Raw genomic sequence first — 26057 nt, 5'->3', positions numbered from 1 at the left:
GAAGGGGGCCTTCACGTACTTCCGCATTTAGAGGACTAAATGCGTTCTGGTCAGGAGAGCTTGTTGCCCGCCGAACCCAGCGACTGGGCCGCCTCGACGACGCGCGCGGCCATACCGGCCTCAGCGGCCTTGAGGTAGCTACGCGGGTCGTAGACCTTCTTGTTGCCGACCTCGCCGTCGATCTTCAGCACGCCGTCGTAGTTCTTGAAGAAGTGGTCCACGACGGGGCGGGTGAAGGCGTACTGCGTGTCGGTGTCGACGTTCATCTTCACGACGCCGTAGGAAACCGCCTCGCGGATCTCCTCGGGCAGCGAGCCGGAACCGCCGTGGAAGACCAGCTCGAACGGCTTCGACCCGGCCGGGAGGCCGAGCTTCTTCGACGCCGCCTCCTGACCGCCCTTGAGCACGTCCGGGCGCAGCTTCACGTTGCCCGGCTTGTAGACGCCGTGCACGTTGCCGAAGGTCGCGGCCAGCAGGTAGCGGCCGTTCTCGCCGGAGCCGAGCGCGTCGATCGTCTTCAGGAAGTCGCCCTCGGCGGTGTACAGCTTCTCGTTGATCTCCGCCTCGACGCCGTCTTCCTCGCCACCGACGACGCCGATCTCGACCTCGAGGATGATGTTCGCGGCGGCGGCCTTGGCGAGCAGTTCCTGCGCGATCTCGAGGTTCTCGTCGAGGTCGATCGCGGAGCCGTCCCACATGTGGCTCTGGAACAGCGGGTGCTGACCGTTCTTGACCCGTTCGGCCGAGATCTCGATCAGCGGGCGGACGAAGCCGTCGAGCTTGTCCTTCGGGCAGTGGTCGGTGTGCAGTGCGACGTTGACGTCGTACTTGGCGGCGACGACCTGGGCGAACTCGGCGAGCGCGACCGAGCCGGTCACCATGTCCTTGACCTTCTGACCGGACGCGAATTCCGCGCCGCCGGTGGAGAACTGGATGATCCCGTCGCTCTCCGCCTCGGCGAACCCGCGGATGGCGGCGTTCAGGGTCTCCGACGAGGTCACGTTGATGGCCGGGTAGGCGAATTCGTTCGCCTTCGCCCGGTCGAGCATCTCCGCGTAGACCTCGGGGGTGGCGATGGGCATCGTTTACTCCTCCTCGAAGCAGGCTGGTGCACCTCTCGGCCGAATCGTACGAGGTCGGCCGGGAGGTGCCTACAGCCGTCGCGTCAGAGAAGGACCGAGGCGAGCGCCCGATAGGCCGGCAGAGGATCGGAGTCCAGCACCTGGATGGTGACGTGGTCCGCCCCGGCCTCGATGTGGGCGCTGAGCCCGCGCCCGATCGTCTCCGCGTCGCCGTGCAGTGCCAGCGCGTCGACCAGCCTGTCGCTGCCCTCACCCGCCAGGTCCTCGTCGGTGAAGCCGAGTTTGCGCAAGGCGTTCGTGTAGTTGACCAGGCCCAGATAGAACTTGACGGTTTGACGGCCGACGGCGCGGGCCCGCTCCGGATCGGTGTCGAAGACGACCTTGTGCTCCGGCGCCAGCAGCGGGCCCTGGCCGAGGACCTCGCGCGCCTGGCGGGTGTGCTCGGGCGTCATCAGGTACGGGTGGGCACCGGCGGTGCGGTCGCCCGCCAGCTTGAGCACCTTCGGCCCGAGCGCCGCGAGCGCGCGGGCTTCGACCGGCACCCCGGCGGCGTCCAACGCGTCCAGGTACTCGACGAGCGCCCCGTACGGTTTGACGAACTTCTGATCCTGCTCGGGATGGCCCGCCCCGACGCCGAGGAGGAAGCGGTCCGGATGCTTCGCGGCGACACGGTGGTACGACTCGGCGACGGTGGCCGCGTCGACTTGCCAGATGTTGATGATGCCGGTGGCGACGGTGATCGAAGTGGTCGCGTCGAGCAGCGCCTCAGCGGCGTTGAGGTCGCCCGGGGGCGAACCGCCGAGCCAGATCGCGCCGTAGCCGAGCTGCTCCAGCTCGACCGCCAGCTCCGGAGAGATCTTGCTCTCAAGCTGCCAGACACCGAACCTGCCGAGTTCAATTCCCATGACCCGAGCCAACGCCTGCCTCCGCCGATGTCTTCCCTTAGGTTCGAAGTATGGCGAAACTCGGCAACACCGACCTCGACGTCCGGGGGATCAACCTCGGCGGGAACGTCTTCGGCTGGACCGCGGACGAGCAGCAGTCCTTCGCCGTCCTCGACGCCTACACGGCGGCGGGCGGCAACTTCATCGACAGCGCCGACCTCTATTCGGGCGGCGGTTCCGAGACGATCATCGGCGACTGGCTGGCCAAGCGAGGCCGCCGCGACGACGTCGTCATCGCGACCAAGACCGGCATGTGGGAAGAACGGAAGGGGTTGTCGGCGGCGAACATCGCGGCGGCGGCCGAAGACTCGCTGCGACGGCTCCGGACCGACCACATCGACCTCTACTACGCGCACATCGACGATCCGGAGACCCCGATCGAAGAGACGCTGCGCGCCTTCGACGCGCTCGTGCGCGCGGGCAAGGTCCGCTACATCGCGGCGTCGAACTACTCCGCGGAACGGCTGAGCGAAGCACTGTCCATTTCGGACCGTGAGGGACTGGCGAAGTACGTCGCGCTGCAACCGCACTACAACCTCGTGGAGCGCGACTACGAGCGCGAACTGGCGCCGACGGTCGAACGCGAAGGGCTGACCGTCCTCCCGTATTTCGCGCTGGCCAAGGGTTTCCTGGCCGGGAAGTACCGGTCGAAGGAGAACATCGGCGACAGCCCGCGTGCCGCCCGCGCTTCGTCCTATTTGGACGAACGCGGCGAGCGCGTCCTCTCGGCGCTCGACGAGATCGCGGCTGCCCGCGGCGTCTCGGTCGCGGCGGTTTCGCTCGCGTGGCTGTTCGCCCAGCCGACCGTCACCGCGCCCATCGCGAGCGCCCGCTCGGTCGAGCAGCTGAACGACCTCCTGCCCGCCGCCGACCTCGCGCTCACCACCGAGGAGGTCGACGCCCTCACCACCGCCTCGGCCTGAAACCCCCGCGTACTTACTTGTGGGTAGCTTACTCCGGGTAGGTTGAGGTACCGTCCGAAAGCCGTAGGGCTCGGACGAGGAGGCAACGTGGCCAAGAACAGCGTGAACGGCAAGGTCGTCCTGATCACCGGCGCCGCCAGGGGCATCGGCGCGGGACTCGCCGAACGCCTGGCCGCACAGGGCGCGAAGGTCGCTTTGGTCGGCATCGAAGCCAAGGAACAACAGGCCGTCGCCGACAAGATCGGCCCCAGCGCGCACGCCTGGGAAGCCGACGTCACCAGCTGGGACGACCTCGAGCGGGCCACCGCGGGCGTCGTCGAGCACTTCGGCGGGATCGACATCGTCATCGCGAACGCCGGCATCGCCACCTCCGGTTTCGTCCGGTCGGTGGATCCGGCCGCCTTCGAGAAGGTCATCGAGGTCGACCTCCTCGGCGTCTGGCGCACCTTCCGCGTCACCCTCCCGCATGTCATCGACCGCAAGGGCTACCTGCTCGCGATCTCCTCGCTGGCGGCGATCACCCACGCGCCCGGCATGGCCAACTACGCCGCCGCGAAGGCCGGTGTCGAGGCGTTCTGCAACAGCTTCCGCGCCGAAGTCGCGCATCTCGGTGTGAAGGTCGGCGTCGCCCACCCGACCTGGATCCGCACCGACCTCGTCGAGAGCGCCGACAAACACCCCGTCTTCGGCAAGCTCCGCACCGGCATGCCCGGCCTGCTCGGCAAGACCTACCCGCTGTCCGTCGCGCTCGACCACCTCCAGGCCGGGGTCAACAAACGCGCCCGCACCGTGCACGTGCCCCGCTGGGTCGGCGGGCTCAAGCTGATCCGCGCGTTCCTGCCGCCGATCATCGAGATCGGCGCGAAGAGCCGGATCAAGAAGGCCGACGCGGCCGCACTCGTGGACATCGAGCAGCGCGGCGCGTACGAATCTTCGATAACCGGTCAGGCAGGCCGGGCCGCCACGAAGAAGGGCTGAGACCGCGCATGTCCCGTCGCGACCAGATCCGCATGACCCCCGACGAACTCACCGCCTTCCTCGACGAGCAGAAGGTCATCAACGTCGCGACGATCGGGCCGAACGGCCGCCCGCATCTCGCGCCGCTTTGGTACTACCCGCACGAAGCGGGCATCGCGACCTGGACCTACGGCTCGTCCCAGAAGGCCAAGAACCTGGAGCGCGACCCGCGCGCCACCGTGCTCATCGAGGACGGCGAAAGCTACGACAAGCTGCGCGGGATCTCCCTCGAAGCCGACGTCGAGGTCATCACCGATACGGCCGCGGTCACCCAGATGGGTATCAAACTCACGCAGCGCTACGCGGGCGCGAAGCCGGGCGACCCGGTCCCCGACGAACTCGCCGGCTTCATCGGCAAGCAGGCCCCGAAGCGGGTCGGGCTGATCTTCCGGCCGACCAAGATCGTGAGCTGGGACCACTCGAAGCTCGGCGGAACGTACTGACAGGTAGGTAGTACTAGCAAGTAACTGTTACTTCCGGTAACGTCATCTGGGCACGAACGCCTCGAAGTGGAGGATTGCCAGATGACCGAGCGATTCAAGGTCGTGATCGTGGGCACCGGGTTCTCCGGGCTCGGCCAGGCCATCCAGCTCGAAAAAGCCGGAATCCGGGACTACGTCATCCTGGAGAAGGCGGACGAAGTCGGCGGTACGTGGCGCGACAACTCGTACCCCGGCTGCGCCTGCGACGTGCAGTCCCACATGTACTCGTTCTCCTACGAGCAGAACCCGGACTGGTCGCGGTCGTTCTCGCCGGCGCCGGAGATCTTCCAGTACCTCAAGGATGTCACCGACAAGTACCGGCTGCGCCGCAAGATCCGGTTCGGCGTCGAACTCACCGGCGCCACCTGGGACGACACCACGCGCCGCTGGCACGTCCACACCAAAACCGGCCAGGACATCGAGGCCCAGTTCGTCGTCTCCGGCGTCGGCGGCCTGCACATCCCGCAGGTCCCCAAATTGCCGGGGATCGAGAAGTTCAAGGGCCAGACCTGGCATTCCGCGCAGTGGAACCACGAATACGACCTGCGCGACAAGAAGGTCGCCGTCGTCGGCACCGGCGCCAGCGCGGTCCAGTTCGTCCCGCGGATCGCCCCTGAAGTCGACGAACTGACGCTGTTCCAGCGCACCCCGCCGTGGATCATGCCGAAGCCCGACCACGCCATGCCCGGCTGGGCCAAGACCGCCTTCCGCCGCATCCCCGGCGTGCAGCGGCTTTACCGCAACGCCCTGTACTGGTTCCTCGAAGTGCGTGCCGTCGGCTTCAACGGCCACCCCGCGATCATGAAAGCGGGCGAGGTGATCGCGAAGCGCCACATCGGCAAGGCCATCAAGGATCCCAAGCTGCGCAAGAAGGTCACCCCCGACTACACCATGGGCTGCAAGCGGGTTCTGATCTCCAACGACTACTACCCGGCGATCAACCGGTCCAATGTGGACGTCAACACCGACGGCGTGCGCGAGGTCAAGGCGCACAGCGTCGTCGACGGCAACGGTGTCGAGCACGAGGTCGACGCGATCATCTACGGCACCGGGTTCAAGGTCACGGACGCCTTGGAATACCTGGACATCACCGGGATCGACGGCCGCGACCTCGCCAAGGAATGGGCGGCCGAGGGGATGCGCACGCACAAGGGCATCAGCGTTTCCGGCTTCCCCAACCTGTTCTTCCTCCTCGGCCCGAACACCGCGCTGGGGCACAACTCCGTGGTGTTCATGATCGAATCGCAGGCGCGCTACGTCGTCGACGCCATCAAACTCGCCGACTCGCGCGGCGCCGCCGCACTCGACGTCCGCGCCGGTGTCCAGGAGAAGTTCCAGCGGGAGATCCAGGACAAGCTGGTCAAGGGCGTGTGGACACAGGGCGGTTGCAAGAGCTGGTACCTCGACGCGAAGGGCGTCAACCGCACGATCTGGCCCGGCTTCACCTGGCGCTACTGGCTGGAGACCCGCAAGGTCGACCCGAGCGACTTCGAACTCAGCGGGAGGGCGTCATGACGGACCACGAGCAGATCGTCCTGCACGCGCGCGACGTCAGGTTCGACTGGGCGTCGCTGCCGATGCACTGGATCCCCGGCGAACCGCAGGCCACGCATACGATCAACGTGCTGCATCTCGCGCTGCCGGAGGGCGAACGCTGGTTCGTCGAGGTGTTCAAGCAGGCCGTTCCGCTGATCCGTGACGAGCGGCTCAAGGAGGACGTCCTCGGCTTCATCGGCCAGGAGGCCATGCACGCCGAGGCGCATGACGGGGCGGCCGGGCATCTCGAAGCGGCAGGCGTCGACGTACGGCCGTACATCGCGCAGATGGAGTGGATGTTCCGCCGTCTGCTCGGCGATCGCCCGCTGTCCGCCAAGCGGTGCGAGGAATGGCTGATCGAACGGCTCGCCGTCATCGCCGCGATCGAGCACTACACCGCGTTCCTCGGCCAATGGATCCTCGACGCCGAAGCCCTCGACACCGCGGGTGCCAACCCGACGATGCTGGATCTCCTGCGCTGGCACGGCGCCGAAGAGGTCGAGCACCGCTCGGTCGCGTTCGACCTGTTCATGCACCTCGACGGTCGCTACGGCCGCCGCGTGCGCAGCATGCTCGTGGTGACGCCGGTGCTCGCGTGGGTCTTCTTGCGGGGCACCAGGTTCCTGATGCGCAACGACCCGACCCGGCCGGGCAAGGCGAGCTTCCGCGCCTACCTCCGGGTGGCGAAGCTGGGCCTGCTGCCGTCGGGCAGGCAGTTGCTACGCGAGATCCGGCCGTACTTCCGGAAGTCCTATCACCCCACCGAGACCGGCGACACCGATCAGGCCGTCGCGTATCTCGCGCGTTCCCCGGCCGCGCTGGCCGCCGACGAACCCCGATGACGCGGCCGCTGCGGCTCGACGGCAGCGGGCGGACCGACCGCTTGATGTCGTCGCTGACCGGTGTCGTGGCGGTGTACCGCAGGCTCAGCGGGGTGAGCGGCCGCCGCCGTCCGCCGGTGGTCGCCGTCGACCGCGATCTCCCGCTGGTGGTCGACGATCTCCGCGCCGAGGCCGAAGGCGTCGTCAGCCTGCGGCTGGTGCACGAGCGCGGCGAGGAACTGCCGCGCTGGCGGCCCGGCGCGCATGTCGATCTCGCGCCGCGGCCGGGGCTGGTCCGCCAGTACTCCCTGTGCGGCGACCCGGCCGACCGCTCGGCCTACCGCGTCGGCGTCCGGTTGCTCGGCGAGGGATCGACGGCGGTGCACGCGCTCAAGAAGGGCGCGCGTGTCACCGCGCGCGGCCCGCGCAACGCGTTCCCGTTCGTCGCGAGCCGGGCTTACCTGTTCATCGCGGGCGGTATCGGGATCACGCCGATCCTGCCGATGGTGCGGCAGGCGGCCGCTTCCGGCGCGGACTGGCGACTGGTCTACACCGGTCGCGACGAGGCTTCGATGCCGTTCCTGGAGGAATTGTCCGGACTCGGCGACCGCGTCTGGATCCGGCCGGACACGGACTACGGGATGCCCGCTTCCGGCGCCGAACTTCTCGAAGGGGCACCGGAAGGCGCGCCGATCTACTGCTGCGGACCGGTTCCGATGATCGTCGGTGTCCGCACGGACGCGGCGCTGCACACGACCGGCCCGGTGTTCTTCGAGCGGTTCTCGACGCCGCCGATCGTCGGCGGCAAGCCGTTCCGCGTCGCACTGGCCCGCAGCGGCGTGACGCTGGACGTGCCGGCCGACCGCACGACGCTGGACGTCCTGCGCGAAACCGTGCCCGGCATCGCGTATTCGTGCCGCCAGGGATTCTGCGGGACCTGCGAGCTGCCGACGGTGACCGGCGACCGCGTCCGGGTGTGCGTCGAACGCGAGCCGGTCACCCTCGACCTTTGAGCCGTCAGGATTCCTGGGGAATCCAGGAGCCGATCACCGGCTTGAACTCGCGGACGGTCCGCTTCGCCACCACGCCTTCGAGGTGGTACGGATCCTGGTCGATGATCTCGAGCAACGCGGTCTCGTCCGCCGCCCGGTACATCGAGATGCCACCGGAGCCGTCGCCCAGCGGGCCGCCGAGCGCGACGACGCCCTGGTCAGCGAGGCGGGAAAGGAATTCCCGGTGCCGGGGGCGCACGTCCGCCAGCTTCTCCTGCACGTACGTGATCTCCACCAGGAACCAGGCCATCGACGTCTCCAAAGGTCGTTCCAACAGACACCCCCAGCTTCTCAGGATCCGATCAGGCAGGACTCCTGCCCCACCCGATACGCTGATCGAGCGCCACGCACAGGTTGTGCTTCAAAGGGGTAAATGAACAGGTAGGGGTACATGCTCGAGGGCAATGCGGAACGCAGTGTCGAGGCGACCCTCGGCCACTTGCGCACCATGGACGGACCGGTCGCGCCACCGCCGCCTGCGGCACCGCTGACCCTTGAGGATCTCTATCGCCAGCATCGGATGCGGCTCGTCCGGCTGGCCATCCTGCTCGTGGACGAACCCGCGACCGCCGAGGACGTCGTCCAGGAGGCGTTCACCGGGCTGCACCGCAACTGGGGACGCCTGCGTGACGCCGCCGCGGCCGTCGGCTATCTGCGCACCGCCGTGGTCAACGGATCACGCAGCGTGCTGCGGCGCCGCAAGACCGCTCGCGAGTACGTCGCACCGCACGCCGTCAACGCGCGTTCGGCCGAAAGCCTCGCCATGCTGTCGAGTGAACATCAGGCCGTGGTGAGCGCTTTGTCCAAACTGCCCCCGCGTCAGCGTGAAGTTCTGGTACTCCGTTACTACGGTGGGCTGAGTGAGGCCGAAATCTCGGAGGCCGCCGGGATTTCGAAAGGTACCGTTAAGTCAACCGCCAGCCGGGCGCTGGAGGCACTGCAGAAAGCGATGCAGTCGCCGAACTGACACCCGGCCTCACTCTCGAGCGCTGGGTTGTGCCGCCATGCTTGGTCCAGACCAATATATGCTGGGGGGCGTGAGAGGCGCCGGAGATTTCGTGATCGTGGGCGGCCGGGTCGTCGCCCCGGACCGTGTACTCGACGACGGTTGGCTGGCCATCGCCGGCGACAAGATCGTCCAAGTCGGTTCCGGGGCACCCCCGGACATCGACCGCGTGGACGTCGACGGGTGCCTGGTCGTGCCCGGCTTCGTCGACACCCACTGCCATGGCGGTGGGGGCGGCTCGTTCTCCAGCGCGAACCCCGAGGAGCTGTACCGCGCCGTGCGCGCGCATCGGCGGCACGGGACCACGACCATGCTCGGCAGTCTCGTCTCGGACCCCATTCCGGTGCTCCGGGACCAGATCGCGGCCCTTCGGGAGCTGGTCCAAGAGGGTGAACTTGCCGGCATTCACCTCGAAGGACCCTTCATCTCGAAGGCGCGCTGCGGGGCACACGACCCGGCGACGCTGATCGAACCGGACACGGCGACGGTCAACGCGCTGCTCACCGCGGGCCGTGGCGACATCCGGATGGTCACCCTCGCCCCCGAACTGCACGGCGGGATCAAGGCTGTCCGGCAACTGGCCGAATCGGGCGTCATCGCCGCCATCGGGCACACCGACGGCGTCGAAGACCAGATCATCCCGGCGATCGACGCCGGCGCCTCCGTCGCGACACACCTCTTCAACGCCATGCGGCCGCTCCACCACCGCGAGCCGGGCCCGATCGGCGCCCTCCTCGACGACGAGCGGATCACCGTCGAGCTGATCTGCGACCTCGTCCACGTGCACCCGACGGTGCTGCGGCTGGCCGCGCATCACGCGGGCAAGGGCCGGACGGTGCTCATCACCGACGCCATGTCGGCCACCGACGCCGCCGACGGCAGCTACATCCTCGGCCGTCTCGAAGTCGACGTCCGCGACGGCGTCGCCACGCTGGCCGGGAACGGTTCGCTGGCCGGCAGCACCCTGACCATGGACGCGGCCTTCCGCAACCTGGTCCGCGGCGCGGGCATCGACCTGCTCGACGCCGTCCGCGCGACCTCCGGGCGGCCCGCCGAACTGCTCGGCCTCGCCGACCGGACCGGGTCGCTGCGCGCCGGTCTCGCGGCCGACGTCGTCGTGCTCGACCGCGACCTGCGGCCGGTCAAGGTGCTGCGCCAGGGCGAGTGGGTCGAGGACGAGGCTGCGGCTACATTGAGCGCCACGGCCCCGCTGAGCGGCGCGGTCGAAGGTGGTGTGTCGGTCAGCGACGGGTAGCGGCGAGAGGAGTACGGATGAGCGAGCCCAAGGACCCGGAGAAGCTCCTGGCCGATGCCCTTCGCGCTCAGGCCGTCTTCGCTCCTTCGGCGGAACGGATCGCCGAAGCGTCCACCGAGAAGCCAGTCGAATCGGACACCGAGAGTAATTCGGACACCGAGGAGACTCCTGTCGCCGCCGAGCCGTCTCCGTCCGCGCCTCCGGGGGAGGGCGAACTGCCGCTGCAGTACGGGCTCCTCTCCGGCGCGGGTGCCGACTCGCTCGAACGGGAGCGCGTCGCGCTGGAGGACGCGGAAACGGCCAGGCTGGCGGAACGTCCGATGCCGCCTCCAGCCCCTTCGCCCGGCAGTGCGCCGCTGCCCGCGTACTGGGTGTTGCTGCTGGCCGTGCTGCTGGGACTGGCCGCCGGTTCGGTGATCGGGCTGCTCACGCTGATCTGAGCGGGTCTCCCCGTCGGGTCAGGCCACTCAGCGTCACCCTGTACCGTTTTGGTGTGATCCTGGCGCAGAACAACGTGACGACGATGGGGCTCCTGCCCGAGTGGCTGGACCCGATGCACCTGCTGAGCGGGCTGACCGTCCCGGTCATCACGGTGCTCTGCCTGATCATCTTCATCGAGAGCAGCATCTTCCCGGTGCTGCCCGGTGACTCCCTGCTGTTCACCGCGGGCCTGCTCATCGCGTCCAACAAGATCGAGGCGCCGCTCTGGCTGGTCTGCGTCCTGGTCACGGTCGCGGCGCTGCTCGGCAACCTGCTCGGCTACGGCCTCGGCTGGAAGATCGGGCCCTGGCTTTTCCGCAACCCGGACTCGAAGTTCTTCAACAAGAAGTACGTCGACCAGACGCACGCCTTCCTGGAGAAGCACGGACCGAAGGCTGTCGTACTGGCGCGGTTCGTGCCGTTCGTGCGGACGTTCATCACCTGGATCGCGGGCATCGGCAAGATGGACCCGAAGAAGTACTTCACCTACACCGTCATCGGCGGCGTCCTGTGGGCCGCCGGGATCACCGCGCTCGGCCACCTGCTCGGCGACATCCCGTTCATCCGCGACAACATCGACGCGATCTTCATCCTGATCGTGCTGGTGTCGGTGGTGCCGATCGTGCTCGAGTACCTGAAGTCGCGCCGCGAGAAGAAGCACGGCGCCACCGCGACCGGCATCGTCGCCGACACCGCCGAGGACATCACGCAGCAGATCCCGCGCGTGCGCGACTGACGCGTTCGCTCGTGTTATGAACGGGACTTTCATTGCAAAATTTGCAATGAAAGTCCCGTTCATAACATCTAGAGGGAGAACATCGAGCCCGGATTGAAGAGGTTCCCCGGGTCCAGCGCCTGCTTGATCTGGCGATGCACGCGAAGGCCGACCTCGCCGATCTCCTTGGCGAGCCACTCGCGTTTGATCCGGCCGATGCCGTGCTCACCGGTGACCGTCCCGCCCAGCGACAGGCTGACGTCGAGAATCGCGTCGAAGGCCTTCTGCGCGCGGGCGAACTCTTCCTCGGAATCCGGCGCGTAGACGATCGTCGGGTGCATGTTGCCGTCGCCGGCGTGGCCGACCACGGCGATCCGCAGCCCCACCTCTTCGCTGATCCGCTCGCAGCCGGCGATCAGTTCGGCGATCCGGGTGCGCGGCACGCAGACGTCGTCGGTCAGCCAGACGCCGTACATCTCCAGCGCGGTGAGCACGACCCGCCGCACCTGCAGCAGCATCTTGCCCTCTTCGAGATCGTCGGTGGCGTAGGCGAGGTCCGCGCCGCAGTCGACGCAGATCTGTTCCAGCACCGCGAGTTCCCGCCGCGCGACCTCGCCGCCGGAGTCGGATTGCGCGAGCAGCAGGGCCTTGCAATCCGATCCGGCGCCGACGTCGGTCTTGAGGTAGGTCTCGGCGGCCTTGATGGACGTCGCGTCCATGATCTCCAGCAGCGAGGGAACCAGCCCCTCGCGCACGACCCGCGCGACGGCTTCCCCGGCGGCCTCCGTGCTGCTGAAGCCCGCGACGAAGGTGGAAGGCAACTGCGGCAACGGTTTCAGCGCCACGGTCGCCTGCGTGATCACGCCGAGCGTGCCCTCGCTGCCCACGAAGAGCCGCGCGAGGTCGTAGCCCGCGACCCCCTTCACCGTGCGGCGCCCGGTCTTCAGGATCGACCCGTCGGCGAGCACGACTTCCAGGCCCAATACGGAATCCGTGGTGACGCCGTATTTCACGCAGCACAGTCCACCGGCGTTCGTGGACAGGTTGCCGCCGATGGTGCACCAGTCGTAACTGGAGGGGTCAGGCGGATAGAACAGGCCGTGCTTCTCCACCGCGTTGCGGAAATCGAGGTTCACCACACCGGGCTGCACGACGGCGAGCCGGTTGCCCGCGTCGATCTCGACGACCTTGTCGAGTTTGGTCAGCGCCAGCATCACGCAGCCGTCGATCGCGTTCGCGGCGCCGGACAGGCCACTGCCGGCGCCGCGGGGCACGATCGGCACCTCGAACTCCGCGCAGGCCTTGACCACGGCCTGTACACCCTCCACATCGGACGGCAGCACCACCGCGAGCGGCTTGCCCGCCGAGGCGAGCGGCATCATGTCGCGCGAGTACGCGGCCGTGACGTCGGAGTCGGTGAGCACCGCGGCCTTGCCGAGATGTTCACGGAGGCGGGTGACCAAGGCGTCGTTGCTCATGACCCCATCGTAGGCTCATGAGATCCGCACTACGGAATCTTTCTTCCGATTGAGCAGAACGAAGGCCTGAATACCCGTATAGACGAGCACGGCGACACCCGCCCATGCGGTGACGTGCATACCCTGGGTGAAAGCCTCGCGCGCCGACGTCAGGAGCGCCTGCCCCTGCGCCGGATCGAGCTGGTGCGCGGTGGCGACGGCGCCGCCCAGCGTGTCGCGCGCGGCCTCGGCCGTGCCCTCCGGCAGGCCGGCGCGGTAGACCGCGGTCGCGACACTGCCCAAGATCGCCGTGCCGAGCGCGCCACCCAGCTCGAACCCGGTTTCGGAGATCGCCGAGGCGGCTCCGGCCCGCTCGGCCGGAGCGGCCGAGACGACCAGGTCGTTCGTCAGCGTCTCGGAGAGGGCGACACCGCCCCCGAGCAGCGTGAACGACACCACGACGTAGGCGAGCCCGCCGCCCGCCGAGACCTGCGTCAACGCCAGGAACCCGACCGCGGCGACCAGGAGGCCGCCACTGACCAGCACCGAGACCCGGATCCGCTTCGCGAGCCAGGCCGCGAGAAGCGCGCCCGCCACACCGGCGACCGTCGCCGGGAGCATCCACAGCGCGGCGACGACGGGGGTCAGGCCGAGTACCAGCTGCAGGTACTGCGGGACCAGGAACAGCAGGCCGACCATGGCGAACACCCCGAGCATGTTCGTCACGACGGACGCGCTGAAGGCCCGGTTCGAGAACAGCTTCAGGTCGAGCATCGGCTCGTCGAGGTGGTTCTGCCTGCGGATGAACACGACGCCGAGCGCGAGACCGAGCAGGACGCTGATCGCCGCCTTCAGGCCGAAGCCGTCTTCGGCGATCAGCTTGATGCCGTAGACCACCGGCAGCATCGCGGCCAGCGAGAGCAGCGCCGACAACGGGTCGAAACGGCCCGGCTTCGGGTCACGCGCCTCCGGCAGCACGAACGGTCCGACGACCAGCAGCACGAGCATCACCGGGACGTTGATGAGGAACACCGAACCCCACCGGAAATGCTCCAGCAGCCAGCCGCCGAGCACCGGCCCGACCGCCATCCCGCCGGAGAACCCCGCGCTCCACACCCCGATCGCGATCCGGCGCTGTCTGGGGTCGAGGAAGATGCTGCGGATCAGCGACAACGTCGACGGCATCAGCGTCGCACCGCCCACGCCGAGCAGCGCCCTGGCGATGATCAGCATGAACGCGCTGGTCGAGAAGGCCGCGAGCACCGACGCGGCACCGAACGCCGCCGCACCCATGAGCAGCAGTTTGCGGCGCCCGATGCGGTCGCCGAGCGTGCCCATCAGGACCAGAAGGCCCGCGAGCATGAACGAGTAGATGTCGACGATCCACAGCTGCTCCGCACCGGTGGGCGCCAGATCCTCGGACAGGAACGGCAGCGCGAACCCGAGCACCGTCATGTCCACGCTGATCAGCAGCACCGGAAGCACCAGTACCGCCAACGCCCACCACTGCTTGCGCCCCGCCATGGCGCACTCTCCTCTGTTAGATAAACCGTCTGGACGGTACAGTTACCGCCTGATGCGAAGGTAAACCGTCCGGACGGTATAGTCAACTGATATGGCGAAGCCCACCGCGAAGGAACGCGTCCTCGACTCGTACGAGGAGATCCTCATCGAGCAAGGCCCCGGCGGGGTCACGCTCGAAGCCGTCGCCGCGCGCGCGGGGGTGTCGAAGGGCGGCCTACTCTACCACTTCGGCTCCAAGGAAGCCCTGGTCGACGGCCTGCTGGAGCGGCTATCGCGGCTCTCGGACGAGGACCTCGAGCAGGCGCGAAAGGCGCCCGAAGGCGTCGTCTCGTGGTACCTGCGCACCGCCATCACCGACGCGACCCAGCGCAAGCCGCTGCACCGCACGACCATGGCGACGATCCGGATCATGCTCAACGAACCCCGCGTCTTCGAGGTCGTCCAGATCTACAACCAGAAGGTCCACGACCTGATCAGTGAGCACGTCGGCGACTCGCTGACGGCCGAACTGGTCATCCTGGTGGGCGACGGGCTCTACCTGCGGTCGGCACTCGGCCGGGACGACGCGAGCCGCCTGCTCGACCGGATCGACGAGATCAAGGCGCGCATCCAGCCCTGACCGTCATTTCGCGTTTAGCCCGCTAAACGCGCCTGGAGGCCGTAGACGCGCTCGATCGGGATGGTCAGCAGGACACGCTGGTCGGCGACCATGGCGTCCCGGAACTCGTCCCAGTCCGGATGCTCGCCGCGAGCCCGCCGATAGTGATCCACCAGGGCGTCGACGGTGGCGTCGTCCCGGGCCGCGGCCGTCGGCGTCAAGACGGCCGGACCCTCGACGACGACGTAGCCGTCGCCGCTTTCCGTCGACACATGGAAGGTCGCCCGCGGGTCGCGCCGGAGATTCTTGGTCTTCGCGCGCGGCGCGGTCACCGAGATCAGGATCGCGCCGGCGTCCGCGTCGTAGAGATAGTTGACGGTCGACAGCTGAGGCCTGCCGTCGCGCTTGATGGTGGCGAGGGTGCCGAAGTTGCGGTCGGCGAGGATCGCGTAGAGCGCGGAGTCGGTCATGTCTCCCTCAAAGCGCGGGCCGCCCGGGTTGTTCCCCGGCGGCCAAAACACCAGCTCAGCGCCCCAAGGCGGGCGAATCGGACAAACATGCACGAATAAATGTGCTTGCATGCGGCAACTAAAGTGTTGTCCGACACACAAGGTCACTTTCTCCTTGCGAAGCACTCTTGAGAGGAACATCCTTGCTCTAGGCAACTAGTTGCAGTGACCAAGCAACCGGCGAGAGAGACACCCATGACACCCACGACACCCGGCATCAGGTCGAAGGCCGACCTCGACCTGGCCGACACCCTCGGGCATGAGCTCGTGCGGCTCGTGCGCCTGGTCAACCGGGCGAAGTCCCAGGTGTCCAAGCAGGGGCCGGACGGCATCGAGAGGGCCGCGTACGCGATCCTCTTCTGCCTCATCCACGTCGGCCCTCAGCGGACCAGCAAGCTCGCCGAGTTCCTGCACTCCGAGATCTCGACCATCAGCAGGCAGTCGAGTTCTCTCGTCCAGCACGGGCTGGTCGAGCGTCTGGCCGACCCCGAGGACGGCCGCGCCTGCCTGCTCGCACCGACCGCCGAAGGACTCCGGGTCTTCGAGGAGAACCGCAAGCAGCGGAACCTATGGCTCGCCGAGGTACTCGGCGATTGGTCCGACGCCGACCGGGAAACCCTCAACTCGCTGTTCCACCGGCTGAACGACGACATCGAGAAAACATCTCCACAGTTCGCCGACCCCGCGTCGGCGTCGAAGGCCAAGGGGGCCTGAAGCAATGAGTACCACCGTAGAAAGTCCGCCAGCCATCCAAGAAGATGGTCCCCGGCTCAGTCACCGTCAGATCGTCACGATCCTGATCGGCCTGATGTCGGGCATGTTCCTGGCGGCGCTCGACCAGACGATCGTGGGTACCTCGATCGTCCGTATCGCGAATGACCTGAACGGGTTCGACCTGCAGGCCTGGATCACCACGGCCTACCTGATCACCTCGACGATCGTCACGCCGATCTACGGCAAGCTGTCCGACATCTACGGGCGCAAGCCGTTCTACATCGCCGCGATCTCGATCTTCCTGATCGGCTCGATCGCCTCGGCGTTCGCGACGTCGATGTACGAGCTGGCCGCGTTCCGCGCGATCCAGGGCCTCGGTGCCGGTGGCTTGATGTCGCTGGCGATGACGATCATGGGCGACATCGTGCCGCCGCGGGAACGCGCCCGCTACCAGGGTTACTTCCTCGCCGTGTTCGGTATCTCCACCGTGCTCGGCCCGGTGCTCGGCGGGTTCTTCGCCGACTTCGACACGCTCGGCACCGTCTTCGGCTACCAGATCGACGGCTGGCGCTGGGTCTTCCTGATCAACGTGCCGATCGCGATCGTCGCGCTGTTCGTCGTGGCCCGCGTGCTCAACGTTCCGCACCAGCGCCACGACCACAAGATCGACTGGTGGGGCGGGCTCGCGCTCGTCGTCGCCGTGGTGCCGTTCCTGATCGTCGCCGAGCAGGGCAACAAATGGGGCTGGGGCTCGCAGAACGCGATCATCTGCTACATCATCGGCGCCATCGGCGTGGTGGCGTTCATCTTCATCGAGAAGCTGATGAAGGACGCGGCACTGATCCCGCTGCGGCTGTTCAAGAACTCGACCTTCACGGTCGCGATCATCGGCGGCGTCATCGTCGGTGTCGCGATGTTCGGCGCGATCATGATGATCCCGCAGTACATGCAGGTGGTTCAGGAGTTCTCGCCGACCGAGTCGGGTCTGCTGATGATCCCGCTGATGGCGGGCATCATGAGCGGTTCGATCATCTCGGGCCAGATCACCAGCAAGACCGGTCGCTACAAGGTGTTCCCGGTGGTCGGCACGCTGCTGATCGCGGCGGGCGCGTTCTTCTTCGCGCAGGTCGAGTACAACAGCGAGCTGTGGCACCCGCTGGTCGCGGCCGCGATCATCGGCCTCGGCCTCGGTGCCTGCATGCAGACGCTGATCATCGCGGTGCAGAACGCGGGCCCGCGCAGCGACATGGGCGTCTCGACCGCGTCGGCGACGTTCTTCCGGCAGATCGGTGGTACCGCGGGTGTCGCGGTGTTCCTGACGATCCTGTTCAACGTCCTGCCGGGCAACATCACCAAGGCGTTCGGCGGCAACCCGCCGAGCGGACCCGGCGCCGCGGCGCTGGGCGACCTGCAGTCGAACACGAGCGGTATCGCGAACCTGCCCGAGGCCATCAAGACCCCGGTCCTGATCGGCTTCACCGAGTCGATCACCACGGTGTTCTACGTGGCGGGCGCGGTCGCGCTGCTGGCGACGCTGGTGCTGCTGTTCATGAAGGAGATCCCGCTGCTCGGCGGCTCGGCTCCCTCGGCGGCTTCGGCTCTCGAAGGCGGCGAAGCGCTCCTCGAAGAGGACGAAGCGCCTGCCGAAACGGCTTCCGAGAAGACGGTCGTGACCGCGCCCGTCGAACCCGGTAAGCACGCGCTGACCAACGGGAACGGCAACGGGGTGTTCCGGGCGGGCTCCGCCCAGATCACCGGCCACGTCCGGCGGGACGACGCGACGAACGTCGCGGGTGCGGCGCTGACCCTGATCGACCACAACGGCAATCAGGTCGCCAGGACGCACACGAACGAGAACGGCGTCTACTCGTTCGCCGGCATCGTGGGCGGGCGGTACACGATCGTCGCCAGCGGCCGCTGGTTCCGGCCGGTCGCGGCGACGCTGACCGCCACCGGCGCCGGGGTGCTGCGCCACGACGTCGAGCTGGTCAGCACGATCCTGCTGAGCGGGGTCGCCAGGACCGACGGGGACCGGGTGGTGCCGGACGCGCGGATCACCGTGCTCGATTCCTCGGGCGGCGTCGCCGCCGTGGCGAGGACCGACGCGGAGGGCAACTACACGGTCAGCGACCTGCCGGCCGGGACGTACACGGTGATCGCCAGCGGCTACCCGCCCGCCACCAGCCGGGTGGAGCTGCTGGGCGGTGACCAGGCGGAACACGACGTCCGGCTGAGCTACGACCAGGCGCTCGACGAGTTGGTCGACCACTCCTGAGGCTGAGATGAAAGGTCCTTTCCTTGCGAATTTCGCAAGGAAAGGACCTTTCATGGCGTTCGGGGGAGGCGTGACCGGGACTTTCGGATACCTCGATTCCATGGTTCAGCCGCGTGAGGTTCGCCGAGTACACGTAGGCTCGCGTCGTGAGTGAGGTGTACACCGAGGCCGCGGGCATCGGCGTGAGCTGGCTCGACACCGCCGGGCCGGTGCTCGTCTGGGTGATCGTGCTGAGCTTCATCTTCGTGGAGTGCGCGCTGATCATCGGACTGTTCCTGCCCGGTGACTCCCTGCTGTTCGCGGCCGGGGTCGTCCTCGCACAGCACGGCTCCGACCTGAACGCGTGGCTGCTCTCGGCCGCCGCACTGCTCGTCGCGATTCTCGGCAACCAGGTGGGCTATTACATCGGCCGGTCGACGGGCTCCAAACTGATCGCGCGGCGCGGCGGCAAGGTGCTGAACCGGCACAATCTCGACCGGGCGCGGGCGTTCCTGGATCGCAAGGGTTTCTTCGCCATCGTCGCCGCGCGCTGGATCCCGTGGATCCGCACGCTGGCGCCCCTCATCGCGGGGACCGCGCGGATGGATCCGCGCCGGTTCGCCCTCGCGACGGCGCTGGGCGGGCTGCTCTGGGTGCCGACGCTGGTGCTGCTCGGCTACTACGGCGCCGGCCTGCTGGACGAACTGCCGTGGGTGAAGACTGTCGCGCTCTGGGTCAGCATCGCGTTCTTCGTGGTCGGTACGGCCTACGGCGTGATCCGCTACCGCCAGGAGATGCGGCGCCCCGCCGAAGAGGCCGAAGAGAGCACAACCTAGGCCTCGGGGTCAGCCCAGATTTCCAGCTGGATCCCGTCGGGGTCGCGGAACACGATGACCGAGGAACCCTCCAGGGTCCGCGAACCCTTCGACGGTGTGTAGACGACGCCGTACTCCGAAAGGCGCGCCTCCCACTCGGCCAGCTCCGAACGCGAAGAGACCTTGAACGCCACGTGGTCCAGACCGGTCCGCCGTTCGTCGAACCGCGGCCGCTCGGTGCCCTGGTGTTCGACCAGCACCACCGCGAACCCCTCGCTCGGCGAGCGCAGCACGACCTTCCGCAGACCCGTTTCCGGGTCTTCGCGACGCGTGAACTCCTCGAGTTCGAGCACGCGGGCGTACCAGGGCACGCTCCGGTCCACGTCGGTCACGGTGAGTGCCAGGTGGTGCACAGACATGAGCTTGGACATCGGGGATGACCGTCCTGATCAAGAAGCTGGGGGCGCCACCAGGGTGACACAGGCGCCTCGGGCGCCGAGGTGATCCGCCGACTTCCCACATGAATCGTGATATCCGCCGGGAAACAGTGTTAAAAAGTGGCTGAACCGCACGCGGACCCGATATCGCCTCGTGACCGCTCCGTGGCCCCGGCCGTCAACGCCCTCCGCTGACGGTCAGCACCGTCCCGGTGGTGTACGACGCGGCCGGGGAAAGCAGCCACAGCACGGCTTCCGCGACTTCGCCGGGTTCACCGGCCCGTCCCATCGGAATGGTCGGGGCGAGCCGGTCCATCCGGTCGGGCATCCCCGCCGCGGCGTGCAATCCGGTGTGGATCATGCCGGGGGCGACCGCGTTGATCCGGACGGATTCCTTCGCGACCTCTTGTGCCACGCCGTAAGTCATCGTCTCGACGGCGGCTTTCGTGCCCGCGTAATGGACCCATTCGCCGGGCGATCCGGTGCGCACGGCGGTGGAGGACACCGTGACGATCGCGCCGCCCGCGCCGCCGTACCGGGTGGACATCCGGCGGATGCCCTCGCGGACGCACAGGAAGACACCCGTGATGTTGACATCGACCACCCGGCGGACGACGTCCACGTCGTACTCGTCGAGACGGCCGGGCGTGTTGCCGGTGATGGCCGCGTTCGCGACCACCCCGGCGAGCGGGCCGAGCGCGACGGCCACGTCGAACAGGGCCACCACGTCGTCTTCGGACGCCACGTCCCCGCGCTGGGTGATCGCCTGGACGCCGTGCTTCCGGACGCGCGAAGCGACGTCTTCGGCCGCTTCGGTGTCGCCCGCGTAGTTGACGACGACGTCATAACCGCGCGCGGCGGCCAGTTCGCAGACCGCCGCGCCGATGCCCTTGCTGCCGCCGGTGACGACGAGAACCCCACTCATATGGCGAAGTTAACCAGGGGGAGATTCTCCAGGACCAGGTCGGCCCGGTCGCTGGTGGACGCGATCAAATCGGCGTTGCGCTGGTCCGAGCCGAGCGCGCGGCGGCGGGCTTCGACCAGCGAGCGGCCGTAACGGCGGTGCCGTGACACGAGCCGCTCGATGCGCTCGGGTTCGTCCGGCGCGAGGAACCACGACTCGGCGAGGATCGGCTTCACGCCGCTCCACGGATCGTCCTGCATGAGCAGGTAGTTGCCCTCGGTGATGACCAGCGGGACGTCCGGGGTGACCGCGACGGCACCGGCGATCGGTTCCTCGATCTCACGGCGGAACTCGGGCGCGTAGACCGTCTCGCGGCCTTCGGCGAGCCTGCGCAACAGGTGCACGTAGCCGGCGGCGTCGAAGGTGTCCGGCGCGCCCTTGCGCTCCACGCGGCCGAGCCGCTGCAGCTCCACCTGCGCCAGGTGGAAACCGTCCATCCCGACCACGGCCGCCCTCGTGCCCAGCGCCTTCGCCAGTCCCCAGGCCAGCGTCGTCTTACCGGACGCGGGCGCGCCGACGATCCCGAGCACGCTGCGCTGTCCCGGCTTCGCCAGCGTCTGAGCCCTGCTCAACAGGTCCTCGAACACCGATGGCGTGGCTGTCATGGCAGTCCTTCTCCCATCTTCGCGACCGCGGCCGTCCATGACCTCGGTCCTTCATGCCGCACCCGTTCGGCGGCCACCTCGTTGGCGAACGCGATCCATGTCGGGACATCCCCTTCGTCCCTGGCGACCGCATACGCGAAAGCTCCGTGCCAGACGTCGCCCGCGCCCAGAGTGTCACGCGCACGGGTGACAGGGACCGGGACGGCACCGGATTTTTCCGGCGTCGACCAGCGCACCGGCTCCGGCCCCGCCGTCGTGATGACCACCGGTACGCCGTGTTCGCGGGGATCGTCCCCGCGGTACAGCGACGAGCACGCGGCGATGTCGACCAGCGGAAGGAGTTCGGCGAAGACCGGCTTCCAGCTCCCCGCGTCGAGCACCACCGGCACCCCGCGCTCCCGTGCCCAGCGCGCCACGTGCAGGGCGACCTCCGGATGATGCCCGTCCAGGAGCACGCACCCGGGCATTTCGTCCTCTGGACGCGGTAGTTGCGCGTGCAAGGACCGCATCGAGAGGACGAAACGCGAGGAAGCGTGGGCGTTGCGCGAGACGACGGTGCGTTCCCCGTCGGATTCGCGGACGACGATGGCGCTGATCGCGGGCGGGTCGGGCAGTTCGGGATCGAGGTCGGCCAGGTCGACGCCGTGCGCTTCGAGGTCGGCGCGGGCGAGTGCCGCCAGCGGATGCGCACCGGCGACCGTCAGGAGCGTCGCGTGAGCGCCGAGCGCGGCCACGGTCACCGCCGCGTTCGTCGCCGGCCCCCCGGCGGCGACGTCCATCGACAGCGAACGCACCTTCTCGCCCGGCGCCGGGAAATCGGCGACGCGCTGAACCTGGTCGACGGTGCACAGGCCCGCCAGCAGCACTCTCACTCGCTACAACCCGGTGTGCACGGCCGAAGCGACCTCTTCGACTTCGCCGTTCTCGCCGAGCTTCAGCGCACCCGTGAGCAGGCCGACGACCTGGTTCATCGTGTGCGTCTTCGGCGAGACGACCGCGACGCGCTTGCCGAGGCGGTGCACGTGGATACGGTCGGCGATGTCGAACACATGCGGCATGTTGTGGCTGATCAGCACCACCGGCAGCCCGCGTTCGCGGATCCGGTTGATCAGGTCGAGCACCTTGCCGGATTCGGCGACACCGAGCGCGGCGGTGGGCTCGTCCATGATCACCGCCTTGGTGCCGAACGCGGCCGCCCGCGCGACGGCGACACCCTGGCGCTGCCCGCCGGACAACGTCTCCACCGGCTGGGCGATGGACTTGATGTTGATCCCGAGTTCGTCCAGGATCCGCTGCGCCTCGTTCCGCATCGCGGTCCGGTCCAGCTTCCGGAACACCTTCCCGAAGATGTCCTGACGCCGTTTCTCCCGGCCGAGGAACATGTTCGACGCGATGTCGAGCGCGGGTGCGACGGCGAGATCCTGGTACACCGTCTCGATCCCGTAGTGGCGAGCGTCCAAAGGGGACTTGAAGTGGACGGTCTCACCGTCCACTTTGATCTCCCCGGCGTCCGGGACCACCGCGCCCGAAAGGGCTTTGATGAGACTCGACTTCCCGGCGCCGTTGTCGCCGACGACGGCGAGCACCTCTCCTGGGAACAGTTCGAAGTCGGCACCGTCGATGGCGGTGACCCGGCCGTAGCGTTTGACCAGTCCCTTTGCGGACAACGTCGGCGTCGTCATGACTGCTGCCTCCTCGCGAAACGGTCGACGCAGACGGCGCCGATGAGCAGGGCACCGGTGGCGACGTCCTGGTAGAGCGCGTCCACCCCGAGCTGGGTCAGCCCGGACCGCAGTACCGCGACGACCAGCGCGCCCATCATCGTGCCGAGTACCGAACCCCGGCCGCCGAACAGGCTCGCGCCGCCGAGCACCACCGCGGTGATGGAATCGAGGTTGCCGAGCTGGAAGGCGTTCGGGTCGGCGTTCGGCACGCGGCCGAGCGCCTGCCAGGCGGCGATCCCGACGATCACCCCGGCGACGATGTACACCGAGAGAATGGTGCGGTTGACCTTGATCCCGGACAGCCGCGCGGATTCCGGCGCGTTGCCGACCGCGTACACGTGCTTGCCCCACGGCGTCCGCGTGAGCGCGTACCAAAGTCCCAGGTACATCAGCAAAGCCAGCGTCATGCCGTACGTGATCGGAATGCCGCCGAACAGGTACCGGCGGGTGCCGAGCCATTTGAGCAGTTCGTCGGCGACCGGGACGGCCTGGCCGCTCGCGAACAGTTTCGCGGCCGCGGTGAGCACCGTCAGCAGGCCGAGGGTGACGATGAACGGCGGCAGCTTGATCCGGGTGACCAGCGAACCGGTGACCATTCCGATCGCCACCGTCGCCACGATTCCCAGCAGCAGCGCCCAGATCCCGGAGACGCCGCCGACGACGAGCTTCGCCATGATCAGCGTCGCGAGCACCATCGCGGCCGCGTTGGCCAGGTCGATACCCGCGGTCAGGATGATCAGCGTCTGCCCGAGGGCGAGCGTGCCGACCACCAGGGACTGTTGCACCACAAGGGAAAGGTTGTCGAGGTCGAGGAAGGTGTCCGTCGACAGCGAGAACACCACGATCGCGACGAGCAGGGCCAGCGCGGGCCCGACGGCGGGCGCGCGCAGGAAGAACTCGCCGAGGGTGGGGCGTTCGCCGCCCTTGAGGGTGGCTGTCGTCATTTCGTCCCCCAGCAGTTCTCGAGGCCCCATTTGGTGTCCTGGCTTTCCACACCGGGGATCGGCTTGTCCGTGATCACCGCGGATCCGGTGTTGACGAATCCGCTCGGCTTCTTCCCGGTCTTGGCGTAATCGATGGCGGCGAGGACGCCCTGCTCGGCCATCTTCTTGGGGAACTGCATGACCGTGGCGGCGTACTGGCCGTCGCGCACGTTCTTGACGCCTTCGCAGCCGCCGTCGATCGAGCCCATCACGATCTGGTTCACCAGGCCGCGGGCCTGGAGCGCGGCGTAGGTGCCACGGCCCATCGGCTCGTTCATGGTGTAGACGGCGTTGATGTCGGTGGTGCGCTGCAGCAGGTTCTCCACGCCCTGCTGGGCGAGGCTCTGGTCACCGTTCGCGGGCGTCTTGCCCTTGATCTCCGGCGAGGCGTCGGTCAGGCCGATGCCCTTGAGGAACCCGGTGTGCCGCTGAGTGTCCACTGTGGATCCGGCGGTGCCGTCCACCATGAACAGCTTCGGCGCCTTGCCCGCGAGCGCGGCCTTGACGTACGCGCCCTGCTGACGTCCGGCCTCGAAGTTGTCCGTGGCGAAGGTCGCGTCGACGGCGGTGTCCGGCTCCGTCGCGGTGTCGAGCGCGATGACCAGCACCCCGGCCTTGCGGGCGCGGTCGATGGCGTCGAGGACACCGGTCGACGAACTCGGCGTGATCAGGATGGTGTTCGCACCCTGCTGCATGAGGTTCTCGATGGCCCGGACCTGACCGTCGTTGTCACCGTCGAACTGACCGGCGAGGGCGCTGAACTCCGCGCCGTTCGCGTCGGCGGCGGCCTTGGCGGCCGCTCTCAGCTCGACGAAGTAGGGATTGGTGTCGGTCTTGGTGACCAGGCCGACCTTGGCCTTGCCGCCTCCGCCGGTTTTCGACCCGCCACCCCAGTGGCGTTCGACCGTGCAGCCGGCCGTGGTCGCCGTGAGCACGGCGACCAGTGCCAACGCGACGAGACTGCGCTGTCTCATGGGGGATGCCCTCCGATTCAAGGCTGTCGGCGATGGACGGGAAGGTAGACAGGGTTATGCTCAGTCGCAAGCGTTTGCGCAAACGCTTGCAGCAGACCTGACCGAGGATTGGTAATGCCGCCGTCACGCTCCTCCCGTCCCACCCAACGCGACATCGCCGAACTGGCGGGCGTCTCCATCACGACCGTTTCGCATGTGGTCAACGGGACGAGGGCGGTCGCCGAGGAGACCAAGGCCGCGGTTCTCCGCGCGATCGAGCAGACCGGCTACACCGGTGACGCCATCGCTCGCTCCCTGGTCACCGGCGGGACCCGGTCGATCGGCGTCGCGATCTCCCTCTTGGCGAATCCGTACTTCGCGGTGCTCATCCAGGCGATCGAACGCGAAGCCGCGTCGGCCGGGTACACGGTCCTGCTGGCGGACACGCACGACACCGTCGACACCGAGCGTGAAACGGTACGGACGCTGCGTTCCCGCCGGGTCGACGGACTGCTGATCACGCCCTCGCCCGGCGACGGCTCGGTGATCGGCGAACTCGTCTCGCTCGACGTCCCGACCGTGCTCATCGACCGGCTCTCCACGCGCACCGACGTCGACCAGGTGGGCGCGGAGAACATCCAATCGACGTCGGCGCTGACCGCGCATCTGGCGTCACTCGGGCACCAGCGGATCGGCATGATCAGCGGCGCGGCCGGGCTGAGCACCAGCGAGGAGCGGATCCTCGGCTACCGGCTGGGCCTCGGCCGTTCGGGGCTGACCTGGACGGAGGAGCTGGTCGCCTGCGGGCAGTCGTCCCGCTCGGGCGGGGCACTGGCACTGAGCACGCTGCTCGCGCTGCCGGAGCCGCCGACGGCGCTGGTGGTCGGCAACGACAGCATGATGGTCGGGGTGCTGCACGAGCTGCGCCGCCGAGGCCTTCGGGCCGGGATCGACCTGCCCGTCGTGGTCTACGACGACGTCGAGTGGGCCGATCTGGTGGAGCCGCCGCTGACCACGATGGCGCAGCCGATCGAGGAGATCGGCACCCAGGCGGTGCGGCTGCTGCTCGCCAGGATCAACGAGCCGTCGCGCAAGGCCCAGACGATCCGGATTCCGCCTACGCTCCGCCATCGGGCGTCCTGCGGATGCGCGCACGTTCACTCACATTGATGATTGTTGGACGACTTTCCGGTCTTGCGGCCGAACC

At 68.0% G+C, this 26057-nt stretch carries 28 protein-coding genes; 15 read left to right on the top strand and 13 right to left on the bottom strand.

The window, feature by feature from the left end:
• Positions 1 to 50: 50 nt before the first annotated feature.
• Complete coding sequence (gene fbaA, locus SD37_RS01370; RefSeq protein WP_037306056.1) at positions 51 to 1082, bottom strand: class II fructose-bisphosphate aldolase; 1032 nt, start codon at positions 1080 to 1082, stop codon at positions 51 to 53.
• 83 nt (positions 1083 to 1165) lie between these two features.
• Positions 1166 to 1987 carry an LLM class F420-dependent oxidoreductase gene (locus SD37_RS01365; RefSeq protein ID WP_044849318.1) on the bottom strand — a complete coding sequence of 274 codons (822 nt, stop codon included), beginning with the start codon at positions 1985 to 1987 and terminating at the stop codon, positions 1166 to 1168.
• Positions 1988 to 2037: 50 nt separating this feature from the next.
• On the opposite strand from SD37_RS01365, the gene SD37_RS01360 reads away from it, so the two are divergent.
• The 6 genes from SD37_RS01360 to SD37_RS01335 all read left to right on the top strand — a co-directional run bounded on the left by SD37_RS01360 (position 2038) and on the right by SD37_RS01335 (position 7818).
• Positions 2038 to 2949, top strand: a complete 912-nt coding sequence (locus SD37_RS01360) for an aldo/keto reductase (RefSeq protein WP_044849319.1) — start codon at positions 2038 to 2040, stop codon at positions 2947 to 2949.
• A gap of 87 nt (positions 2950 to 3036) precedes the next feature.
• Positions 3037 to 3927: an SDR family oxidoreductase gene (locus SD37_RS01355; RefSeq protein ID WP_037306053.1), complete on the top strand. Its 891-nt coding sequence runs from the start codon at positions 3037 to 3039 to the stop codon at positions 3925 to 3927.
• Between the two features lie 8 nt (positions 3928 to 3935).
• Entirely contained in the window at positions 3936 to 4409 is a 474-nt protein-coding gene (locus tag SD37_RS01350) for a pyridoxamine 5'-phosphate oxidase family protein (RefSeq protein ID WP_044849320.1), read from the top strand.
• Between the two features lie 81 nt (positions 4410 to 4490).
• A complete protein-coding gene (locus SD37_RS01345; RefSeq protein ID WP_044849321.1) occupies positions 4491 to 5963 on the top strand; it encodes a flavin-containing monooxygenase in 1473 nt (490 codons plus the stop codon).
• A complete protein-coding gene (locus SD37_RS01340; protein WP_044849322.1) occupies positions 5960 to 6826 on the top strand; it encodes a metal-dependent hydrolase in 867 nt (288 codons plus the stop codon). The genes SD37_RS01345 and SD37_RS01340 overlap by 4 nt, the downstream gene beginning before the upstream one ends.
• Positions 6823 to 7818, top strand: a complete 996-nt coding sequence (locus SD37_RS01335; RefSeq protein ID WP_044849323.1) for a PDR/VanB family oxidoreductase — start codon at positions 6823 to 6825, stop codon at positions 7816 to 7818. The genes SD37_RS01340 and SD37_RS01335 overlap by 4 nt, the downstream gene beginning before the upstream one ends.
• Before the next feature lie 4 nt (positions 7819 to 7822).
• Here the strand turns inward: SD37_RS01335 and SD37_RS01330 are convergent, their stop codons facing one another.
• On the bottom strand, positions 7823 to 8107 hold the full coding sequence (locus SD37_RS01330; RefSeq protein ID WP_044849324.1) for a YciI family protein: 285 nt from the start codon (positions 8105 to 8107) through the stop codon (positions 7823 to 7825).
• A gap of 141 nt (positions 8108 to 8248) precedes the next feature.
• Between SD37_RS01330 and SD37_RS01325 the strand changes: the two genes are divergently transcribed.
• The 4 genes from SD37_RS01325 to SD37_RS01310 all read left to right on the top strand — a co-directional run bounded on the left by SD37_RS01325 (position 8249) and on the right by SD37_RS01310 (position 11334).
• A complete protein-coding gene (locus SD37_RS01325; RefSeq protein WP_044849325.1) occupies positions 8249 to 8824 on the top strand; it encodes a SigE family RNA polymerase sigma factor in 576 nt (191 codons plus the stop codon).
• A gap of 91 nt (positions 8825 to 8915) precedes the next feature.
• Positions 8916 to 10118: an N-acetylglucosamine-6-phosphate deacetylase gene (nagA, locus tag SD37_RS01320; RefSeq protein ID WP_044849326.1), complete on the top strand. Its 1203-nt coding sequence runs from the start codon at positions 8916 to 8918 to the stop codon at positions 10116 to 10118.
• 17 nt (positions 10119 to 10135) lie between these two features.
• A complete protein-coding gene (locus SD37_RS01315; protein ID WP_044849327.1) occupies positions 10136 to 10558 on the top strand; it encodes a hypothetical protein in 423 nt (140 codons plus the stop codon).
• Positions 10559 to 10611: 53 nt separating this feature from the next.
• Positions 10612 to 11334 carry a DedA family protein gene (locus SD37_RS01310; protein WP_044849328.1) on the top strand — a complete coding sequence of 241 codons (723 nt, stop codon included), beginning with the start codon at positions 10612 to 10614 and terminating at the stop codon, positions 11332 to 11334.
• Between the two features lie 68 nt (positions 11335 to 11402).
• Here the strand turns inward: SD37_RS01310 and SD37_RS01305 are convergent, their stop codons facing one another.
• Together SD37_RS01305 and SD37_RS01300 are read right to left on the bottom strand one after the other, a co-directional pair.
• The gene (locus tag SD37_RS01305; protein WP_044849329.1) at positions 11403 to 12791 is read right to left on the bottom strand and encodes an FAD-binding oxidoreductase; all 1389 of its coding nucleotides are present in this window, start codon (positions 12789 to 12791) and stop codon (positions 11403 to 11405) included.
• Positions 12792 to 12806: 15 nt separating this feature from the next.
• A complete protein-coding gene (locus SD37_RS01300; protein WP_044849330.1) occupies positions 12807 to 14294 on the bottom strand; it encodes an MFS transporter in 1488 nt (495 codons plus the stop codon).
• Positions 14295 to 14385: 91 nt separating this feature from the next.
• Here SD37_RS01300 and SD37_RS01295 point away from each other — a divergent pair, with 91 nt between their 5' ends.
• Positions 14386 to 14913, top strand: coding sequence for a TetR/AcrR family transcriptional regulator (locus SD37_RS01295; RefSeq protein ID WP_044849331.1), 528 nt, complete (start codon positions 14386 to 14388; stop codon positions 14911 to 14913).
• Positions 14914 to 14927: 14 nt separating this feature from the next.
• Here the strand turns inward: SD37_RS01295 and SD37_RS01290 are convergent, their stop codons facing one another.
• On the bottom strand, positions 14928 to 15362 hold the full coding sequence (locus SD37_RS01290; RefSeq protein ID WP_044849332.1) for a PPOX class F420-dependent oxidoreductase: 435 nt from the start codon (positions 15360 to 15362) through the stop codon (positions 14928 to 14930).
• Positions 15363 to 15596: 234 nt separating this feature from the next.
• Between SD37_RS01290 and SD37_RS01285 the strand changes: the two genes are divergently transcribed.
• The 3 genes from SD37_RS01285 to SD37_RS01275 all read left to right on the top strand — a co-directional run bounded on the left by SD37_RS01285 (position 15597) and on the right by SD37_RS01275 (position 19205).
• On the top strand, positions 15597 to 16115 hold the full coding sequence (locus SD37_RS01285) for a MarR family winged helix-turn-helix transcriptional regulator (RefSeq protein WP_044849333.1): 519 nt from the start codon (positions 15597 to 15599) through the stop codon (positions 16113 to 16115).
• 4 nt (positions 16116 to 16119) lie between these two features.
• A complete protein-coding gene (locus tag SD37_RS01280; protein WP_044849334.1) occupies positions 16120 to 18390 on the top strand; it encodes an MFS transporter in 2271 nt (756 codons plus the stop codon).
• 146 nt (positions 18391 to 18536) lie between these two features.
• The gene (locus SD37_RS01275; RefSeq protein ID WP_044849335.1) at positions 18537 to 19205 is read left to right on the top strand and encodes a DedA family protein; all 669 of its coding nucleotides are present in this window, start codon (positions 18537 to 18539) and stop codon (positions 19203 to 19205) included.
• Here SD37_RS01275 and SD37_RS01270 read toward each other — a convergent pair.
• The 7 genes from SD37_RS01270 to SD37_RS01240 form a co-directional block, all read right to left on the bottom strand.
• Positions 19202 to 19615: a VOC family protein gene (locus SD37_RS01270; RefSeq protein WP_037307179.1), complete on the bottom strand. Its 414-nt coding sequence runs from the start codon at positions 19613 to 19615 to the stop codon at positions 19202 to 19204. The genes SD37_RS01275 and SD37_RS01270 overlap by 4 nt on opposite strands.
• Positions 19616 to 19799: 184 nt before the next feature.
• A complete protein-coding gene (locus tag SD37_RS01265) occupies positions 19800 to 20546 on the bottom strand; it encodes an SDR family oxidoreductase (protein WP_044849336.1) in 747 nt (248 codons plus the stop codon).
• Positions 20543 to 21190: a nucleoside/nucleotide kinase family protein gene (locus SD37_RS01260; RefSeq protein WP_044849337.1), complete on the bottom strand. Its 648-nt coding sequence runs from the start codon at positions 21188 to 21190 to the stop codon at positions 20543 to 20545. Before SD37_RS01260 ends, SD37_RS01265 begins: the two co-directional genes overlap by 4 nt.
• Positions 21187 to 22056 (bottom strand): PfkB family carbohydrate kinase, encoded by an 870-nt coding sequence (locus SD37_RS01255; protein ID WP_083254853.1) that lies wholly within the window; start codon positions 22054 to 22056, stop codon positions 21187 to 21189. Before SD37_RS01255 ends, SD37_RS01260 begins: the two co-directional genes overlap by 4 nt.
• Before the next feature lie 9 nt (positions 22057 to 22065).
• Positions 22066 to 22872, bottom strand: coding sequence for an ATP-binding cassette domain-containing protein (locus SD37_RS01250; RefSeq protein ID WP_044849339.1), 807 nt, complete (start codon positions 22870 to 22872; stop codon positions 22066 to 22068).
• On the bottom strand, positions 22869 to 23858 hold the full coding sequence (locus tag SD37_RS01245; protein WP_044849340.1) for an ABC transporter permease: 990 nt from the start codon (positions 23856 to 23858) through the stop codon (positions 22869 to 22871). The genes SD37_RS01250 and SD37_RS01245 overlap by 4 nt, the downstream gene beginning before the upstream one ends.
• The gene (locus SD37_RS01240) at positions 23855 to 24871 is read right to left on the bottom strand and encodes a substrate-binding domain-containing protein (protein WP_044849341.1); all 1017 of its coding nucleotides are present in this window, start codon (positions 24869 to 24871) and stop codon (positions 23855 to 23857) included. Before SD37_RS01240 ends, SD37_RS01245 begins: the two co-directional genes overlap by 4 nt.
• Before the next feature lie 114 nt (positions 24872 to 24985).
• Between SD37_RS01240 and SD37_RS01235 the strand changes: the two genes are divergently transcribed.
• Complete coding sequence (locus SD37_RS01235; RefSeq protein ID WP_044849342.1) at positions 24986 to 26020, top strand: LacI family DNA-binding transcriptional regulator; 1035 nt, start codon at positions 24986 to 24988, stop codon at positions 26018 to 26020.
• Positions 26021 to 26057 lie beyond the last annotated feature (37 nt).

The organism is Amycolatopsis orientalis, assembly GCF_000943515.2.
GTDB classification, from domain to species: domain Bacteria; phylum Actinomycetota; class Actinomycetes; order Mycobacteriales; family Pseudonocardiaceae; genus Amycolatopsis; species Amycolatopsis orientalis.
Note: the sequence above shows the minus strand (reverse complement) of the source record. Positions and strands in the feature narration are given on the sequence as shown.